Origin of the sequence: Pedococcus sp. 2YAF34, from assembly GCF_052114585.1 — a bacterium.
Classification (GTDB): domain Bacteria; phylum Actinomycetota; class Actinomycetes; order Actinomycetales; family Dermatophilaceae; genus Pedococcus.
The window spans coordinates 19,777-37,275 of record NZ_JBFRFA010000008.1; the positions used below are offsets into that span (position 1 = coordinate 19,777).

The window sequence follows — 17,499 nt, forward strand, 5'->3', positions numbered from 1 at the left end:
GGTGGTGGCGCTCACGCGGTCGGCAGGCCGAGGTGGCGGGCGATGACCATGCGCTGCACCTCGGAGGTGCCCTCGCCGATCTCGAGGATCTTGGCGTCGCGGTAGAAGCGGGCCACGGGGTACTCCTCCATGAACCCGTTGCCCCCGAACACCTGCGTGGCGATGCGGGTCGCGGTGACGGCGGCCTCGGTCGAGTAGAGCTTGCAGATCGCCGCGGCCTGCTTGACCTCCTTGACCGATCGGCGCCCGCGCTCGAGCTCGTCCTTGAGCCACGCGGCCTTGTAGGTGAGCTGCCGCGAGGCCTCGACCATGACGGCGAGGTCGGCGATCTGGAACGAGATGCCCTGGTTGACGCCGATGGGCTTGCCGAAGGCCTTGCGGGTCTTCGCGTACGCGGTCGTCTCCTCGAGCATCCGCTGGCTCATGCCGATGGCGAGCGCCGAGATGGCGATGCGGCCGTCGTCGAGGGTCTTGAGGAACTGCTTGAAGCCCTCCCCCTCGTTGCCGAGCAGGTTGCCGACCGGGACGCGGCAGTCCTCGAAGGTCAGGCCGTGCGTGTCGGAGGCGTGCCAGCCGAGCTTGTCGTAGGCCGGCTCGACGGTGAACCCCGGTGTGCCGGAAGGGATCATGATCGCGCTGAGGATGGCCGAGCCGTCCTCGTTGGTGCCGGTGCGGGCGGTCACGGTCACGACGGAGGTGATGTCGGTGCCCGAGTTGGTGATGAACGCCTTGGAGCCGTTGACGACCCACTCGTCACCGTCGCGGACGGCCTTGGTGCGGGTGGCACCGGCGTCGGAGCCGGCATCGGGCTCGGTCAAGCCGAAGCCGGCGAGGGCGCGACCGGCGACGAGGTCAGGCAGGAAGCGCTCCTTCTGCTCCTGCGAGCCGTACGTCAGGATCGGGTTGATGCCCAGGCCCACGCCGGCCGACAGGGTGATGCCGATGGACTGGTCGACCCGCCCCAGCTCCTCGATGGCCACGCACAGCGACGTGAAGTCGCCGTCGTCGCCCATGCCACCGAACTCCTCGGGCACGACGAGCCCGAACAGCCCCAGCTCGCCCATCTTGGGCACGAGGTCGGACGGGAAGTGGTGGTCCTTGTCCCACTGCGCGATGTGCGGCTCGACCTCGGCCTCGGCGAACTCCCGGACGACCTTGCGGAAGTCCTCGTGCTCCTTGGACAGCTCGAACATGCGTGCTCCTCGTGGGGTCAGGGGTGGTGCCGTGGGGGTGTTGCGCGCGTGCCGTGGGGTGTGCGGCGCGTCGCCGGTTCTTGACGTTGACGTCAACGTAAAGCAATACTCACCGGTATGCCAGCCCCCGACCTCGACCAGTCCGACCGGACGTCGTCGGCGTCGCCGCCCAGCTGGACGATCCGGGAGGTCGCGGACGAGTTCGGCGTCACCCACCGCACCGTGCGCCACTACGAGGACCTGGGCCTCATCTCCCCCGAGCGGCGCGGCACCACGCGGGTCTACCACCGCCGTGACCGCACGCGACTGGCCCTGATCCTGCGCGGCAAGCGCCTCGGGTTCCCGCTCGAGGAGATCCGCACGATCATCGACCTCTACGACCGGCCCCGCGGCAAGGCCAGCCAGCTCGAGTACGTCCTGGACCAGATCGACGAGCGCCGGACCGACCTCGAGCAGCGGCGGCGCGACCTCGAGGACGCCCTGGCCGAGCTCGGCGAGTTCGAGCGCCGCTGCCGCGCCGACCTCGCCCGCCTCACCTGACCCCGCCTGCCACCAGACCGATCGGCCGGGCGCGAGGGGTGGCAAACGGCTGCTGCGCAGCCAGGGGAACCAGCCGGTTCCCACCTCTCGCGACTGTCGGCGCGAGCTAGAGCAGCAACCGGACGACGCCGGAGGTGCCGCGAGGAGGCCCGGCCTAGGGTTGGGGGATGGCTCCCACCCGCGGCACCGGCTCCGCCCGCAGCGTCCTGTTCATCGGCGGGACGGGCGTCATCAGCACGGCGTGCGCCCGCGCGGCCGTGGCCGAGGGGTTCGCGGTCACCCTGCTCAACCGGGGCACGAGCAGCACCCACGAGCCGGCCGCCGGCGCCGAGGTCCTGACCGCCGACGTCCGCGACCTCGACGCTGTGCGTGGCGTCCTCGCAGGGCGCGCGTTCGACGTGGTCGTCGACTTCCTGACCTTCACCCCCGACCAGCTGACGACGAACCTCGACCTGCTCGAGGGACGGTTCGGCCAGTACGTCTTCATCAGCTCCGCCTCGGCATACCAGACCCCGCCCACCCACGGACCCGTCACCGAGTCGACGCCGCTGCGCAACCCGTTCTGGCAGTACTCCCGGGACAAGATCGCCTGCGAGGACCTGCTGGTCTCGCGCTACCGCGACCACGGCCTGCCGATGACGATCGTCCGCCCGTCGCACACCTACGACCACACCCTGCTGCCGTTCACCGGCGGCTGGACCGTGGTGCAGCGGATGCTCGAGGGTCGCGAGGTCGTCGTCCCCGGCGACGGCACCTCGTGGTGGACCCTGACGCACCACGAGGACTTCGCCCGGGCGTTCGTGCGCCTGCTCGACCGCCCCCAGGCGATCGGCGAGGCCTTCCACATCACCTCCGACGAGGCGCTGAACTGGGACCGGATCCACCAGGAGGTTGCCGCGGCAGCAGGCGTGGAGGCCCGGATCGTGCACGTGGCCTCGGACGCGATCGCCGCGCAGGACAAGGAGATCGGCGCCTCCCTGGTCGGCGACAAGTCCAACGCCATGGTGTTCGACAACACCAAGGTCCGGACGCTCGCGCCCGGCTGGCGCGCGCTGGTGCCGTTCCGTCGCGGGGCGGCCGAACTGGTCGCCTGGCACCTCGCCGACAAGAGCCGCCAGCGGGTCGACCGCGACCTCGACGCGATGTACGACCGGCTCCTCGAGGCCTACCGCCCCCGCGCGCTCTAGCCGTTCGCGAGAGCTGCCAGGAACGCGTCGATCTCTGCCGAGGTCGGCGCGGTGGCCGGTCCACGGCGTGTCACCTTGATGGCCCCGGCGGCGTTGGCACGCCGGGCTGCGGTGAGCCAGTCGGCGCCACTGGCCCGCTCGGCGAGGAGCACCCCGGTGTGGGTGTCGCCGGCGCCGTTGGTGTCCACCGCCTCCTGCGGGTGGCCGGGCAGGTACTGCGTGCGGCCGCCCTCGTGGACGTGGCACCCCTTCGCCCCGTCGCGGACGACCGCCACCGCCCCGGCGGGGAGCCGGGCAGCGACCGCCGCGGCCGAGTCGTCCTCCACGCGCACCCCGGTCAGCGTCAGCGCCTCGTCGGCGTTGCTCGTCCAGACCGTGGTCCGGGCCAGCACCCGGTCCTGCAGCGTGGCCTCGAGGCCACCGAACGCGTCACCCGGGTCGAGCACCACGACGACGCCCTCGGCGAGCCCGGACACCCACTCCAGCAACGGGTCCCGCGTGCGCCCGACGAGTGAGAACCCGCTCACGCAGACCAGGTCGCCCACCTGCGGCGAGGAGGTCTGCAGGCCCTCGACCGTGACGTGGCGCTCGGCACCCTGGGTCGTGACGAACGTGCGCTCGGCCGACGGCTCGACCATGACGACGCAGATGCCTGTGTCGATGCCCTCGACCGCGGGGCTGCTGATCGCGACCCTGTCCGCGGCGAGCGCCGCCCGCACGAGGTCGCCGTTGGAGCCGGTACCGACCGCCCCGGCGTGCACGCACTCCGCGCCCGAGCGCGCTGCGGCCACGAGGATGTTGACCGCTCCCCCGGCATACCGGCTGTAGGACGTCGCCACCGCGTTGCCGCCGCGCTCCGGCAGCGCCGCGACCTCGACGACCTCGTCGACGAGCGCCTGGGCGCTGTGGATGAGCCGCGGCCGTCGCGGCTGCCCGTCCTGGGTGGCCATGCCGAGGGAGTATGCCGCGTCGACCGTTCCGCTGCCGCCCGCGCCATACGACCGGCGCCCCACGACCGGCGCGCTCAGGCAGCCGGTGGCAAGGTGGGGAGCATGGCCACCGCACCCGGGACGACGTTGCTCATCCTCGGCGCAGGAGGTGACCTGACCCACCGGCTGCTGCTGCCCGGGCTCGCGAGCCTGCTCGCCGTCGAGCGCGAACGCCGGGTCCGCGTCGTCGGCGCCGACCGGGTCGACCTCTCCGCCGACCAGTGGCAGGCCCGGATCGAGGAATCTTTCTCCACCGTCGAGGCGCCCGCGGCGGTGACGCGCGAGGTCACCCGGCACGCGGAGTACCGCAAGACCGACCTGCTCGACCAGGACGCGCTGCAGGCCCTCGTGACCCACTGCGGTGACGGCCCCCTGGTGATCTTCTTCGCGCTGCCGCCCCAGGTGACGGTCAAGGTGTGCGAGCTGCTGCAGCACCTCGACCTGCCGGAGACCACCCGCCTGGCCCTGGAGAAGCCGTTCGGCACCGACCGCGCCAGCGCCGCCGACCTCAACGCGCTGCTGCACCGGATCGTCGGCGAGGAGGACATCTTCCGGATCGACCACTTCCTCGGCGTCGGGACGGTGTTCAACCTCGTGGGGCTGCGGTTCGCCAACCGCGTGCTGGCGCCGATCTGGAACGCCGAGCACATCGAGCGGGTCGAGATCGTCTACGACGAGGACCTGGCGCTGGAGGGCCGGGCCGGCTACTACGACGGCGCGGGTGCTCTCAAGGACATGCTGCAGAGCCACCTGCTGCAGATCATGTCGCTGTTCGCGATGGAGTCGATCGCCACCCTCGACGCCCAGGAGCTGCGCGACCAGAAGGTCCAGGTCCTGCGCGCCACCCGGGTCTGGGGCGGCTCCCCGAAGCGGTCCTCACGCCGCGCCCGGTACACCGCGGGCACGATCGGACAGCGCACGGTGCCGGACTACGTCGGAGAAGAGGGTGTCGACCCCGGCCGTGGCACCGAGACGCTCGCCCAGGTGACCCTCGAGGTGCGCAACAACCGGTGGGCCGGCGTGCCGTTCGTGCTGCGCAGCGGCAAGGCGCTGGGGGCGCCGCGCAAGCACGTCGTGGCCCATCTTCGGGACGTGCCCCACCTGCCCACCGGGTTCGCCGGCAGCTCCGGCAGCGACCGCCTCACCATCGACCTCAAGCCGGGTGCCGTGTCGCTCACGCTGACGATGAACGCCGAGGGCGACCCGCTCGACCTGGAGCAGAAGACCCTGACGGCCACGCTCGCGGCGCCCCGGATGCAGGCCTACGGCGAGGTGCTCGCCCAGGTCCTCGACGGCAGCCAGCTGCTCACGGTGCGGGGTGACGCGGCCGAGGAGTGCTGGCGGGTGATGGCGCCGGTCATCGAGGCCTGGGAGAAGGGCAACGTCCCGCTCGAGGAGTACGCCGCCGGGTCCACCGGCCCGGACGGCTGGCTCCCCGACCGGGACTGACCCGGCACCGGACCGCCCGACCCGGCCCAGAACTCAGCCGTCAGACGCGGGTGCGGACGGCGTACAGCTCGGGGAAGAAGGTCAGGTCCAGCGCCCGGCGTAGGAAGTCCACACCCGAGCTGCCCCCCGTGCCCTTCTTGTGCCCGATCGTGCGCGTCACCACCTGCAGGTGCCGGAACCGCCACTGCTGGAAGTTGTCCTCCACGTCGACGAGCTCCTCACAGGTCTCGTAGACGCCCCAGTGCTCCGACGGCGACGCGTACACGGCCGCGAACGTGTCGACCAGCCGCTCGTCGAGCCGGTAGGGCTGGCTGAAGTCGCGGTCGAGCAGCTCGGCGGGCACGGCGTACCCGTGGCGGGACAGGTAGCGCAGGAACTCGTCGTAGAGGCTGGGCTCGTCGAGCAGCTCGGCCAGCATCGCCCGGGCCGTCTCGTCGTGGTCGAACACCCGCACCATGTCGGCGTTCTTGTTGCCGAGCAGGAACTCCACCGCACGGTACTGCCAGGACTGGAAGCCCGAGCTCGTGGCGAGGAACGGGCGGATCTCGGCGTACTCGCTCGGGGTCAGCGTCGCGAGCACCGACCACTGCCCGGTGAGGGTCTGCTGGATGTGCTTGACGCGCGCGATCCGCTTGAGCGCAGGGGCGAGGTCATCGGTCGCGAGCAGCGCCCGCGCCGAGCGCAGCTCGTGCAGCATCAGCTTGAGCCAGAGCTCGGATGTCTGGTGCTGGATGATGAACAGCAGCTCGTCGTGCTGGGGCGGCTCGCTGCGTGGGTGCTGTGACGCCAGCAGCTGGTCGAGGCCGAGGTAGGAGCCATACGACATCGACTGGGAGAAGTCGCGCTGGACCCCCTCCTCGATCTGCCTGATCGACCTGCCGTCGTCCACGGCGCTGCCGGTCAGCTCGTCCCGGGTCCCGCTGGCGTGCTCGTCCGTGCTCATGCCGCTCACCCTAGGGCCCACCTCCCACGGGGTGTCGCCGAGGCCACACCAGGCAGGTGGGGGTGCCGCCGGGGAAACGGGCTAGGCTCCGCCGCATGGTGCCCTCTCCCGACTCGACGACGAAGCCGAGCCCCCGCCCCATCACGAAGGTCCTCATCGCCAACCGCGGCGAGATCGCCGTGCGCATCGCGCGGGCGTGCGCCGACAGCGGCCTCGGTTCGGTTGCCGTGTATGCCGATCCGGACCGCGACGCGTTGCACGTGCGGGTGGCGGACGAGGCCTGGGCGCTCGGCGGCACCACCCCGGGCGACTCCTACCTCGTGCAGGAGAAGCTCATCGAGGTGGCACGCAAGTCCGGCGCCGACGCCGTGCACCCCGGCTACGGGTTCCTCGCCGAGAACGCCTCCTTCGCCCAGGCCGTCATCGACGCCGGGCTGACGTGGATCGGCCCCTCCCCCGAGGCCATCGACTCCCTGGGCGACAAGGTCAAGGCGCGCCACATCGCGTCGCGGGCCAACGCCCCCCTCGTGGCCGGCACGCCCGACCCCGTCGAGGGTGCCGACGAGGTGGTCGAGTTCGCGAAGGAGCACGGCCTCCCCGTCGCGATCAAGGCGGCATACGGCGGCGGCGGACGCGGCCTCAAGGTGGCCCGCACGATCGAGGAGATCCCCGAGCTGTTCGAGTCGGCGACGCGCGAGGCGGTCGCCGCCTTCGGTCGCGGCGAGTGCTTCGTCGAGCAGTACCTCGACCGCCCGCGCCACGTCGAGACCCAGTGCCTGGCCGACCAGCACGGCAACGTCGTCGTCGTCTCGACCCGCGACTGCTCGCTGCAGCGCCGCCACCAGAAGCTCGTCGAGGAGGCGCCCGCGCCGTTCCTGTCGGACGAGCAGAACGCCGAGCTCGTCCGCGCGTCGAAGGCGATCCTCTCGGAGGCCGGCTACACCGGCGCCGGGACGTGCGAGTTCCTCGTCGCCCAGGACGGGCGGATCTCCTTCCTCGAGGTCAACACCCGCCTGCAGGTCGAGCACTGCGTCTCCGAGGAGGTCACCGGCATCGACCTCGTGCGCGAGCAGTTCCGCATCGCCAACGGTGAGGCCCTCGGCTACGACGACCCCGCCCCCGTCGGCCACTCGATCGAGTTCCGCATCAACGGTGAGGACGCCGGCCGCAACTTCCTACCCGCTCCCGGTGTCGTCGCCTCGTTCCAGCCGCCGTCGGGCCCCGGCGTCCGGCTCGACTCGGGTGTCGTCGAGGGCGACGTCATCGGCGGCGCGTTCGACTCGATGCTCGCCAAGCTCGTCATCACCGGCCGCGACCGCCACCAGGCGCTCGAGCGCTCGCGCCGCGCGCTGGCCGAGTTCGTCGTCGAGGGCATGCCGACGGTCCTGCCGTTCCACCGTGCCGTCGTGGCCGACCCCGCCTTCGCCCCCGAGGGCGACAAGCCGTTCACCGTGCACACCCGCTGGATCGAGACCGAGTTCGACAACCAGATCCCGGCGTGGTCGGGCACGGCTCCCGAGCTGCCCGAGGAGTCCGGGGAGCGGCAGAGCGTCGTCGTCGAGGTGGGTGGCAAGCGCCTCGAGGTCGTCCTGCCCGGCGGTCTCTCCTTCGGCGGTGGCGGTTCGACGGCGAAGAAGAAGGCTCCGCGCCGTTCGGGCGGCTCCAAGGCCGGCGCCGCGGCGTCCGGCGACTCCCTCACCGCGCCCATGCAGGGCACCATCGTCAAGATCGCCGTCGAGGAGGGCCAGCAGGTCGCCGAGGGCGAGCTGGTCGTCGTGCTCGAGGCGATGAAGATGGAGCAGCCCATCAATGCCCACAAGGCCGGCACCGTCACCGGGCTCGCCGCCGAGGTCGGCCAGACGGTCACCAACGGCGCCGTCATCGCCGAGATCAAGGACTGACGGACTGACGGGGCGCACAAGGCTCCGCCCACGCAGCACGAAGGCCCGGCCCCCGAGGGGACCGGGCCTTCGTCGTGCAGCCTTCGTCGTGCCTTCGTCGTGCGGGTACGGCGCGCACCGGTCGGTCAGCCCCGGCCGGGACCGCCGTCGTCAGGCTGCTTGCCACCGGGCACCGCGTCGCCGGTCTGCGGCTCGCCCTGCTGCGTCGTGCCACCCTGGGGCAGCCCGTCCCGGTGCTGCGACGGCTGGGTCGGCTCGACCCCCGCAGGGTCCATCGGGCCCCCGGGCTGGCCCACCCGGTCGGCGTCGCCCGGGACGAGCGCCCCCTCCTCGAGCGACCCCGGCTCCTGCGGGTCGTTGGTGTCCGGCTCCGGGACCGGCACCGAGCCCTCCACCGGCTGGGTGCTCCCGGCGTCCCGGTCGCCGCTGGAGGTCGGCCCGTCCGGTGACGGCGCCGGCTCCGGCGCGGGCTCGGGGATCGGGGACGGGCTCGGCTCGGGGACGGGCGCCGGACCGGGCTCAGTGATGGGCGACGGCCCCGGCTCGGGCACCGGTGAGGGCCCGGGCTCCGGCACGGTGCCGGGCACTGCGTCGGGAGTCGGCGGCGCGGGCATCACCTGTTCCTCGGAGACCTGGCCCGTCGGCGTCGAGGTGGGCTCGTGCTCGGCGGGCGACCCTGCCGGGCTGTCCACCGAGGGCGCCTGACCCGACTGCTCGACCGGTCCAGGACCGGCAGGCGTAGCGGGCGGCGTACCGGGCTGGGTAGCGGGCGGCGTACCGGGCTGGGCACCCGGCTGGTCCGCGGGCTGGTCGGCCTGCGGCGGGAGGCCCAGCTTGTCGCGCAGCACGTCGCCCCCCTTGTCGACCTTGTCGGCGTACTTCCCGCCCGTGCGCTGGTCGATGAGGTCCTCGACCTTCTCGATGGCAGACCCCGCCTGCTCGGGGTTGCCCTTGACGTAGTCCTTGAACTTGTCCATCCATCCGCCGGCCATGGCACTGCCTCTCGGGTCGGTGTCGTCGGGCGGCACGGGGGAACGTGCCGCTCCAGCACGCTACCGACCACGCGCGGCCCCGGCACCCCGGGCGGGGCCGCCTCAGTCGGTGGGGTGGAGCTGACGGGCCGCCTCGGCGACCGAGCCGCTGAGCGACGGGTACACGGTGAAGGTGCCGGCCAGCTGGTCGACGGTGAGGCCGTGCTGGACGGCGAGGGTGACAGGGTAGATCAGCTCGGAGGCCCGGGGAGCCACGATGACTCCACCGACGACGGTCCCGACCCCCTTGCGGGCGAACAGCTTCACGAAGCCGTCGGTGATGCCCTGCATCTTGGCGCGCGGGTTGGTGGCCAGCGGCAGCATCACGGACGTCGCGTCGATGGTGCCCTCGTCGACGTCCTTCTGCGAGAAGCCGACCGTGGCGATCTCGGGGTCGGTGAAGATGTTGGCGGAGACCGCGCGCAGGTTGAGCGGCGCGACCGCGTCGCCGAGCGCGTGGGCCATCGCGATCCGGCCCTGCATCGCGGCCACGGACGCCAGGGGCAGGACCCCCGTGCAGTCGCCGGCGGCGTACACCCCGCGCACGGACGTGCGCGAGACCCGGTCGACGGTGACGTGGCCGGACTCGCGCAGCGCGACGCCGACCTCCTCGAGTCCGACCCCACCGGTCTGCGGTATCGAGCCCACGGCGAGCAGCGCGTGCGTGCCGGTGACCTCGCGGCCGTCCTCGAGCCGGACGACGACACCGTCGCCCTGCCGCTCCACCGAGGCCATGCGCGAGCGCCCGAGGACCTCCATCCCGCGCTTGCGGAAGACGTCCTCGATGACGGTGGCGGCATCGGCGTCCTCGCCGGGCAGCACGCGGTCGCGCGAGGAGACCAGGGTGACCTTCGACCCGAGGCCGAGGTAGGCCTGGGCGAGCTCGGCACCGGTGACACCCGATCCCACGACGACGAGGTGCTCGGGCAGCTCGGGCAGGGCGTAGATCTGCTGCCAGGTGAGGATGCGCTCGCCGTCGGGCTGGGCGCTGGGCATGACGCGCGGCGTGGCACCGGTGGCGATGAGCACGACATCGGCCTCGAGCTCACGGGTCGAGCCGTCCGCGAGCGTCGCCTCGACCCGCGAGGGCGACAACAGGCGACCCGTGCCCTCGAGCACCACGACGCCGTCGGCGGCCAGCCGGCGGCCGATGTCGCGCGACTGCGCCGCGGCGAGGGCGAGCACGCGTCGGTTGACCGCGGTCAGCTCCGCCACGGAGTCGGCGACCTCGTCGCCCTCGTGGTCCTCGAGGTGGACGCCGAGGTCGGAGGCGGTCTCGAACTGCGACATGAAGTCGGCCGTGGAGATCAGCGTCTTGCTGGGCACGCAGTCGGTGAGGACCGCTGCGCCACCGAGGCCGTCGCGGTCGACGACGGTGACGGCCGCGCCGAGGTGGGCGGCGACCAGTGCCGCTTCGTAGCCACCCGGCCCGCCGCCGAGGATGACCACCGAGGACTGAGGCGCATTCACGCAGCCATCCAACCATCCCGGCCGCGTCGGCCGGTCTCCCCCTCGCCTCATGCCGTCGCGGTACGTCGCACCCCGTGGGCGTCGGTAGTCTGCCCCGGTGACTGAGCAGACCGGCCCCGCCACGGGCACCCCCTCCCGAGCGCCTGGCACCATCCCCGACCTGGCGGACCCCGCGACCGACCCCTTCGAGGTGGCCCGCGCGGCGGCCGCTGTCATCGCCGAGCGCAGCGGCGCCGAGCGCCACGACGTCGCCCTGGTGCTCGGGTCCGGCTGGGGCCAGACCGGCGACCGCATCGGCGAGACGCTCGCCACCATCGACAACGCCGACGTGCCCGGCTTCGGCAAGACAGCCGTGGCCGGTCACTCGGGCACCATGCGGTCGGTGGCGATCGCCGACACCGGTCGCCGCGCCCTCGTCTACGGCACCCGCACCCACTTCTACGAGGGCAAGGGCGTCCGCTCGGTCGTGCACGCCGTGCGCACGGCCGCGGCTGCAGGCTGCTCGACCATCGTGCTCACCAACGGCAGCGGCGGCCTCAACCCCGCCTGGGCGCCCGGCACCCCCGTGCTGATCAGCGACCACATCAACCTCACCGCGAGCTCCCCCATCGAGGGCGCGAACTTCGTCGACCTCACCGGCCTGTACTCCGCACGCCTGCGCGAGGTCGCCCGCAGCGTCGACCCCGAGCTCGACGAGGGCGTCTACGTCCAGTTCCGCGGCCCGCACTACGAGACCCCCGCCGAGGTCCGGATGGCCAAGGTGCTCGGTGGCGACCTGGTGGGCATGTCCACCACGTTGGAGGCCATCGCGGCCCGCCAGGCCGGGATGGAGGTGCTCGGCATCTCGCTGGTCACCAACCTCGCCGCCGGCATCAGCGACCAGCCGCTCTCCCACGACGAGGTCATCGAGGCCGGGCAGGCCGCCGCCGGGCGTTGCGGCCGCCTCCTCGCCGCCGTCGTCGCCTCCCTCTGAAAGGACCAGTGCCCATGACCCACGAGGCGAGCTACGAGGCCAGACACGGCAGCGAGGGCGGGTCCGCGGACAGCCGAGCGCAAGAGCTCATCGACGCGGCCCAGGAGTGGGTCGACGACGACCCGGACCACGAGACGCGGGTCGAGCTCGGGCAGGTGCTGGCCCGCGCCAAGGAGGGCGACGCAGCTGCCGTCGCGGACCTCGAGGACCGCTTCTCGGGGATGCTGGAGTTCGGCACGGCCGGCCTGCGCGGGGCCATCGGGGCGGGGCCCAACCGGATGAACCGCTCGGTGGTCATCCGTGCGGCAGCCGGCCTCGCTGCCTACCTGCGCCAGAGCAAGCCGGAGCCGTTCGTGGTCGTCGGCTACGACGCCCGCACCAACTCCGACGTCTTCGCCCGCGACACCGCGGCGGTCACGGTCGGCAGCGGCGGCCACGCGGCCGTGCTCCCCCACCCGCTGCCCACCCCCGTGCTGGCGTTCGCGATCCGGCACCTCGGCGCCGACGCCGGCGTCATGGTCACCGCGAGCCACAACCCGCCGCAGGACAACGGCTACAAGGTCTACCTCGGCGACGGCTCGCAGATCGTCCCGCCCTCCGACAGCGACATCGCCGGCCAGATCGCCCGCGTCCAGGCGGTCACCGACGTCCCCCTGGCCGACGACGGCTGGCAGACCCTCGGCAACGACGTCCTCGAGGACTATGTCGACGCCACCGCGTCGGTCGTCGCCCCGGACAGCCCGCGCGACATCGACGTCGTCCACACCGCGCTCCACGGGGTGGGCAGCGACACCCTGCTGCGCGTCTTCGAGCGGGCCGGCTTCCCCTCGCCGGTCCCCGTGGAGACCCAGCGCCAGCCCGACGCCGCCTTCCCCACCGTGTCGTTCCCGAACCCCGAGGAGCCCGGCGCGATCGACGCCGCCCTCGACCTCGCCCGCGAGATCGGGCCCGACATCGTGCTCGCCAACGACCCCGACGCCGACCGCTGCGCCGTCGCCGTGCCCTTCACGGTCCAGGGTGGGCCTGACGACGGCGGCACCGACTGGCGGATGCTCCGCGGCGACGAGGTGGGCGCCCTGCTCGGGCACCACATCCTCTCCCGCGGCGTCGAGCCGGACGCGGTGTTCGCCAACTCCATCGTCTCGTCGCGGCTGCTGGCCGCGATGGCCAGGAAGGCAGGGATCCGGCACGAGGAGACCCTCACCGGCTTCAAGTGGATCGCCCGGGTCGAGGGCCTGCGCTACGGCTACGAGGAGGCCCTCGGCTACTGCGTCGACCCCGGCCACGTCCGCGACAAGGACGGCGTCAGCGCCTGCCTGATGGTCGCCGAGCTGGCCGCCACGCTCAAGGCGCAGGGTCGGGTGCTCACCGACGTGCTGGACGACCTCGCCGTCGAGCACGGGGTGCACGCCACCGACTCGTTCTCGGTGCGCGTCGCCGACCTGTCCCTCATCGACGCCGTCATGGCCCGTCTGCGTGAGCAGCCGCCCGCCGAGGTGGCCGGTCTCGCGGTGGCCCGCACCGACGACCTGGCCCTCGGCAGCGACGCGCTTCCGCCCACCGACGGCCTGCGCTACCACCTCGAGGACGACTCTCGGGTCATCGTGCGGCCTTCGGGCACCGAGCCCAAGCTCAAGGTCTACCTCGAGGTCATCGAGCCCGTCGACGGTGCGGACGCCCTCGCCGCCGCGCGCGCCACCGCAGCCGAGCGCCTCGGCCGCATACGGGCCGCGATGAGCGACCTGACCACCGTCTGAGCACCGATAGACTCCCGTGGTGAGTACCACCAGCACGTCCGCACCCTCGGTCGACGCGACCGCCCGGGCCCGCGACCTCCTCGGCGTCTCCCGCCTCACCAACGCCGCCCTCACGAGCTGGCTGCACGGCCTCCCCGGGGTCGACCAGGTGGGCTGTGAAGGACGCGCGGCCGCCCTGGGCACGCGCTCGATCAAGACGACGTCGAAGGCCTGGGCCATCGACACCGCCATCTCGATGATCGACCTGACGACCCTCGAGGGCGCCGACACCCCCGGCAAGGTCCGCGGGCTCGCCGCCAAGGCGCTGCACCCCGACCCCACCGACCCGAGCACCCCGAGCCCGGCCGCGGTCTGCGTCTACGGCGACATGGTCGCCACCGCGCGAGAGGCCCTCGGCCAGGCACCGGTCAACGTCGCGGCCGTCGCCACGGCGTTCCCCTCCGGGCGCGCGTCGATGCCGGTCAAGCTCGCGGACACCCGCGACGCGATCGAGGCCGGCGCCGACGAGATCGACATGGTCATCGACCGCGGGGCGTTCCTCTCCGGCGACTACCTCGGCGTCTTCCAGGAGATCGCCCAGGTCGCCGAGGCCTGCACCCGCGCCGACGGCACCCGCGCCCGGCTCAAGGTCATCATGGAGACCGGCGAGCTCGTGACCTACGACAACGTGCGTCGCGCCTCCTGGCTGTCGATGCTCGCCGGTGGCGACTTCATCAAGACCTCGACCGGCAAGGTGTCGCCCGCGGCCACGCTCCCGGTGACGCTGGTCATGCTCGAGGCCGTCCGCGACTGGCGCGACCTCACCGGCGAGATGGTCGGCGTCAAGCCCGCCGGTGGCATCCGCACGAGCAAGGACGCGATCAAGTTCCTCGTCTCGGTGAGCGAGGTCGCCGGCGACGACTGGCTCGACCCGTTCTGGTTCCGGTTCGGGGCGTCCAGCCTGCTCAACGACCTGCTGCTGCAACGTCAGCGGATGCGGATCGGCGCCTACTCCGGTGCCGACTACGTCACCGACGACTCCCCCAGCCTCTACTGACACCGCCGAATCCGAGGACCTGAAGACATGGCCAAGTTCGAGTACGCACCGGCCCCGGAGTCGCGGGCGGTCGTCGACCTCGCCCCCTCCTACGGGCTGTTCATCAACGGTGAGTTCACCGAGAGCCAGGGCGGCTCCGCGTTCAAGACCGTCAACCCGGCGACCGAGGAGGTCCTCTCCGAGGTCACCGACGCGAGCGCGGCCGACGTCGATCGCGCCGTCGCCGCCGCCCGCCGCGCCTACAACGGTGCCTGGGGCCGGATGTCCGGCGCCGACCGCGGCAAGTACCTCTTCCGTATCGCGCGCATCCTGCAGGAGCGTGCGAGGGAGTTCGCGGTCCTGGAGACCCTCGACAACGGCAAGCCGATCAAGGAGAGCCGCGACGTCGACGTCCCCCTCGCCGCGGCGCACTTCTTCTACCACGCGGGCTGGGCCGACAAGCTCGAGTATGCCGGCCTCGGCACCAACCCCCGCGCGCACGGCGTCGTCGGCCAGGTCATCCCGTGGAACTTCCCGCTGCTCATGCTGGCGTGGAAGATCGCCCCGGCCCTGGCCACCGGCAACACCGTGGTCCTCAAGCCGGCCGAGACCACCCCGCTGACCGCGCTCCTGTTCGCGGACGTCGTCCAGCAGGCCGACCTCCCGCCGGGTGTCGTCAACATCGTCACCGGCGCCGGTGCCACCGGCCAGGCCATCGTCGACCACCCCGACATCGACAAGCTCGCGTTCACCGGGTCGACCGGCGTCGGCAAGATGATCGCCCGCTCGATCGCCGGCACCCGCAAGAAGGCCACCCTCGAGCTCGGTGGCAAGGCGGCCAACATCATCTTCGAGGACGCCGCCATCGACCAGGCCGTCGAGGGCATCGTCAACGGCATCTTCTTCAACCAGGGGCACGTCTGCTGCGCCGGGTCGCGCCTGCTCGTGCAGGAGAACATCGCCGCGGACGTCGAGCGCCGCCTCAAGCGCCGCCTCGAGACGCTCCGCGTGGGCGACCCGCTCGACAAGAACACCGACGTGGGCGCCATCAACTCCAAGGCCCAGCTGTCCCGCATCACCGAGCTCACCGACGCCGGCGAGGCCGAGGGCGCCGAGCGCTGGGACAACGGCTGCGAGCTGCCCGCCAAGGGCTTCTGGTTCCGCCCGACGGTGTTCACCGGCGTCAGCCAGACGCACCGCATCGCCCAGGAGGAGATCTTCGGGCCCGTCCTGTCGGTGCTGACCTTCCGCACGCCGCAGGAAGCCGTCGCCAAGGCCAACAACACGCCGTACGGCCTCTCCGCCGGCGTCTGGACCGAGAAGGGCTCGCGCATCCTCTGGATGGCCGACCAGCTCCGGGCCGGTGTGGTCTGGGCCAACACCTTCAACAAGTTCGACCCGACCAGCCCCTTCGGCGGCTACAAGGAGTCGGGCTACGGCCGCGAGGGTGGCCGCCACGGCCTGTCCGCCTACGTCACGACCGAAAGCAACGGGTGATCTCCGCGATGCCGACCAACCAGCGGACTGCCACCGACGCGCGCGTCGACGTGCGCAAGACCTACAAGCTCTACATCGGCGGGAAGTTCCCCCGCTCGGAGTCCGGGCGCTCCTACGAGGTCGTCGACGGCCGTGGGCGGTTCCTCGCCAACGCCTCGCAGGGCTCGCGCAAGGATGCCCGTGACGCCGTCGTCGCCGCCCGCGCGGCGTTCCCGAAGTGGGCCGGCGCGACCGCGTACAACCGCGGCCAGGTGCTCTACCGCGTCGCCGAGGTGATGGAGGGCCGCCGCGCCCAGTTCGTCGCCGAGGTGCGCGCGGGCGAGGGCCTGACCGAGCGCCGGGCCGAGGCGGTCGTCGACGCCGCGATCGACCGGTGGGTCTGGTACGCAGGGTGGACCGACAAGCTCGCACAGGTGCTCGGCGGGCTCAACCCCGTCGCCGGCCCCTACTTCGACATCTCGGCACCCGAGCCGACGGGGGTCGTGGGCGTCCTTGCGCCGCAACGCTCCTCGCTCCTGGGGCTCATCTCCGTCGTGGCGCCGGTCATCGCCTCCGGCAACACCGCCGTCGTCCTCGCGAGCGAGCTGCGGCCCCTGCCGGCCGTCACGCTCTCCGAGGCCCTGGCGACGTCCGACGTGCCCGGTGGTGTCGTCAACATCATCACCGGCCGCACCGCCGAGGTGGCCCCGTGGGTGGCCTCGCACCGCGACGTCAACGCCATCGACCTCGCGGGCGCGGCAGATGCGGACGGCGTGGTCTGGGGCGACCTCGAGCTCGCCGCGGCCGAGAACCTCAAGCGCGTGCTGCGGCCCGCCGGCGAGGGCGTCGAGGCGGTCGAGCCCGACTGGACCCGGACCCCCGACCTGTCGCGCATCACGGCGTTCCTCGAGACCAAGACCGTCTGGCACCCCAAGGGCCGCTGACCCTTGACGGCCGACCACCCCGGCGACCACACCTCCGCCCGGGTGGTCGTCCTCGCGGGGCCGAGCGGTGCGGGCAAGTCCCGCCTCGCCGAGCGCCTGCACGCCGCGCACGGCTGGCCGATCGTACGGCTCGACGACTTCTACCGCGACGAGGACGACCCGGCCATGCCGCGCAGCGAGGAGCTGGGCATCGTCGACTGGGACCACCCGGACTCGTGGAACCGCAGCCAGGCGGTGCAGGCGCTGGCCACCCTCGTCGGCACCGGGTCGGTCAGCACCCCCGTCTACGACATCTCGCTGAGCCGCGCGGTCTCCTCGACCACGGTCCAGGCCGGCCCCCACGACCTCGTGCTCGCCGAGGGCATCTTCGCCGCCGAGATCATCGGCGAGCTGCGCGAGTGCGGCCTGCTCGCGGCCGCGTACTGCGTGCACCACCGACCGTTCGTCACGTTCGTCCGGCGCCTGGCCCGTGACCTGAGGGAGCGGCGCAAGCCGCCGTGGACCCTCGTACGGCGCGGGCTCACCCTCATGCGCGCCGAGCCCACCGTCGTGGCCCGGCAGGAGGCGCTCGGCGCCACGCCGGCCCGCGCCAAGGACCTCGAGCCGCTGCTGTCGTCGCTCGCCCGCTGAG

Annotated in this window: 15 protein-coding genes; 10 read left to right on the forward strand and 5 right to left on the reverse strand. The window is 72.4% G+C overall.

What is annotated here, in order from left to right:
- Positions 1–11: 11 nt before the first annotated feature.
- The gene (locus AB4Z02_RS06400) at positions 12–1,193 is read right to left on the reverse strand and encodes an acyl-CoA dehydrogenase family protein (RefSeq protein WP_441970066.1); all 1,182 of its coding nucleotides are present in this window, start codon (positions 1,191–1,193) and stop codon (positions 12–14) included.
- Between the two features lie 117 nt (positions 1,194–1,310).
- On the opposite strand from AB4Z02_RS06400, the gene AB4Z02_RS06405 reads away from it, so the two are divergent.
- Positions 1,311–1,733, forward strand: coding sequence for a MerR family transcriptional regulator (locus AB4Z02_RS06405; RefSeq protein ID WP_056882498.1), 423 nt, complete (start codon positions 1,311–1,313; stop codon positions 1,731–1,733).
- Positions 1,734–1,900: 167 nt separating this feature from the next.
- The gene (locus AB4Z02_RS06410) at positions 1,901–2,920 is read left to right on the forward strand and encodes an NAD-dependent epimerase/dehydratase family protein (protein WP_441970067.1); all 1,020 of its coding nucleotides are present in this window, start codon (positions 1,901–1,903) and stop codon (positions 2,918–2,920) included.
- Here the strand turns inward: AB4Z02_RS06410 and AB4Z02_RS06415 are convergent.
- Entirely contained in the window at positions 2,917–3,870 is a 954-nt protein-coding gene (locus AB4Z02_RS06415; RefSeq protein WP_441970068.1) for a PfkB family carbohydrate kinase, read from the reverse strand. The genes AB4Z02_RS06410 and AB4Z02_RS06415 overlap by 4 nt on opposite strands.
- 102 nt (positions 3,871–3,972) lie before the next feature.
- Between AB4Z02_RS06415 and AB4Z02_RS06420 the strand changes: the two genes are divergently transcribed.
- Positions 3,973–5,358, forward strand: a complete 1,386-nt coding sequence (locus AB4Z02_RS06420; protein ID WP_056882494.1) for a glucose-6-phosphate dehydrogenase — start codon at positions 3,973–3,975, stop codon at positions 5,356–5,358.
- A 40-nt stretch (positions 5,359–5,398) separates the two neighbouring features.
- Here AB4Z02_RS06420 and AB4Z02_RS06425 read toward each other — a convergent pair whose 3' ends face one another.
- Positions 5,399–6,184 carry a tryptophan 2,3-dioxygenase gene (locus tag AB4Z02_RS06425; RefSeq protein ID WP_369818871.1) on the reverse strand — a complete coding sequence of 262 codons (786 nt, stop codon included), beginning with the start codon at positions 6,182–6,184 and terminating at the stop codon, positions 5,399–5,401.
- Between the two features lie 212 nt (positions 6,185–6,396).
- On the opposite strand from AB4Z02_RS06425, the gene AB4Z02_RS06430 reads away from it, so the two are divergent.
- Positions 6,397–8,202 carry an acetyl/propionyl/methylcrotonyl-CoA carboxylase subunit alpha gene (locus tag AB4Z02_RS06430; protein ID WP_441970069.1) on the forward strand — a complete coding sequence of 602 codons (1,806 nt, stop codon included), beginning with the start codon at positions 6,397–6,399 and terminating at the stop codon, positions 8,200–8,202.
- 125 nt (positions 8,203–8,327) lie between these two features.
- Here AB4Z02_RS06430 and AB4Z02_RS06435 read toward each other — a convergent pair whose 3' ends face one another.
- A complete protein-coding gene (locus AB4Z02_RS06435; protein ID WP_441970070.1) occupies positions 8,328–9,194 on the reverse strand; it encodes an Rv0909 family putative TA system antitoxin in 867 nt (288 codons plus the stop codon).
- A gap of 102 nt (positions 9,195–9,296) precedes the next feature.
- Positions 9,297–10,703 carry an NAD(P)H-quinone dehydrogenase gene (locus tag AB4Z02_RS06440; RefSeq protein WP_056882491.1) on the reverse strand — a complete coding sequence of 469 codons (1,407 nt, stop codon included), beginning with the start codon at positions 10,701–10,703 and terminating at the stop codon, positions 9,297–9,299.
- 97 nt (positions 10,704–10,800) lie between these two features.
- Between AB4Z02_RS06440 and AB4Z02_RS06445 the strand changes: the two genes are divergently transcribed.
- The 6 genes from AB4Z02_RS06445 to AB4Z02_RS06470 are packed head-to-tail and all read left to right on the forward strand — an operon-like array spanning position 10,801 to position 17,498.
- A complete protein-coding gene (locus AB4Z02_RS06445; protein WP_441970071.1) occupies positions 10,801–11,676 on the forward strand; it encodes a purine-nucleoside phosphorylase in 876 nt (291 codons plus the stop codon).
- A 14-nt stretch (positions 11,677–11,690) separates the two neighbouring features.
- Positions 11,691–13,433, forward strand: coding sequence for a phospho-sugar mutase (locus AB4Z02_RS06450; protein WP_441970072.1), 1,743 nt, complete (start codon positions 11,691–11,693; stop codon positions 13,431–13,433).
- A 19-nt stretch (positions 13,434–13,452) separates the two neighbouring features.
- Entirely contained in the window at positions 13,453–14,469 is a 1,017-nt protein-coding gene (gene deoC, locus AB4Z02_RS06455; RefSeq protein WP_441970073.1) for a deoxyribose-phosphate aldolase, read from the forward strand.
- Between the two features lie 27 nt (positions 14,470–14,496).
- Complete coding sequence (locus AB4Z02_RS06460) at positions 14,497–15,945, forward strand: aldehyde dehydrogenase family protein (protein WP_056882490.1); 1,449 nt, start codon at positions 14,497–14,499, stop codon at positions 15,943–15,945.
- Positions 15,946–15,953: 8 nt separating this feature from the next.
- On the forward strand, positions 15,954–16,868 hold the full coding sequence (locus AB4Z02_RS06465; protein ID WP_056882726.1) for an aldehyde dehydrogenase family protein: 915 nt from the start codon (positions 15,954–15,956) through the stop codon (positions 16,866–16,868).
- A 3-nt stretch (positions 16,869–16,871) separates the two neighbouring features.
- A complete protein-coding gene (locus AB4Z02_RS06470; protein ID WP_441970074.1) occupies positions 16,872–17,498 on the forward strand; it encodes a uridine kinase family protein in 627 nt (208 codons plus the stop codon).
- Position 17,499 lies beyond the last annotated feature (1 nt).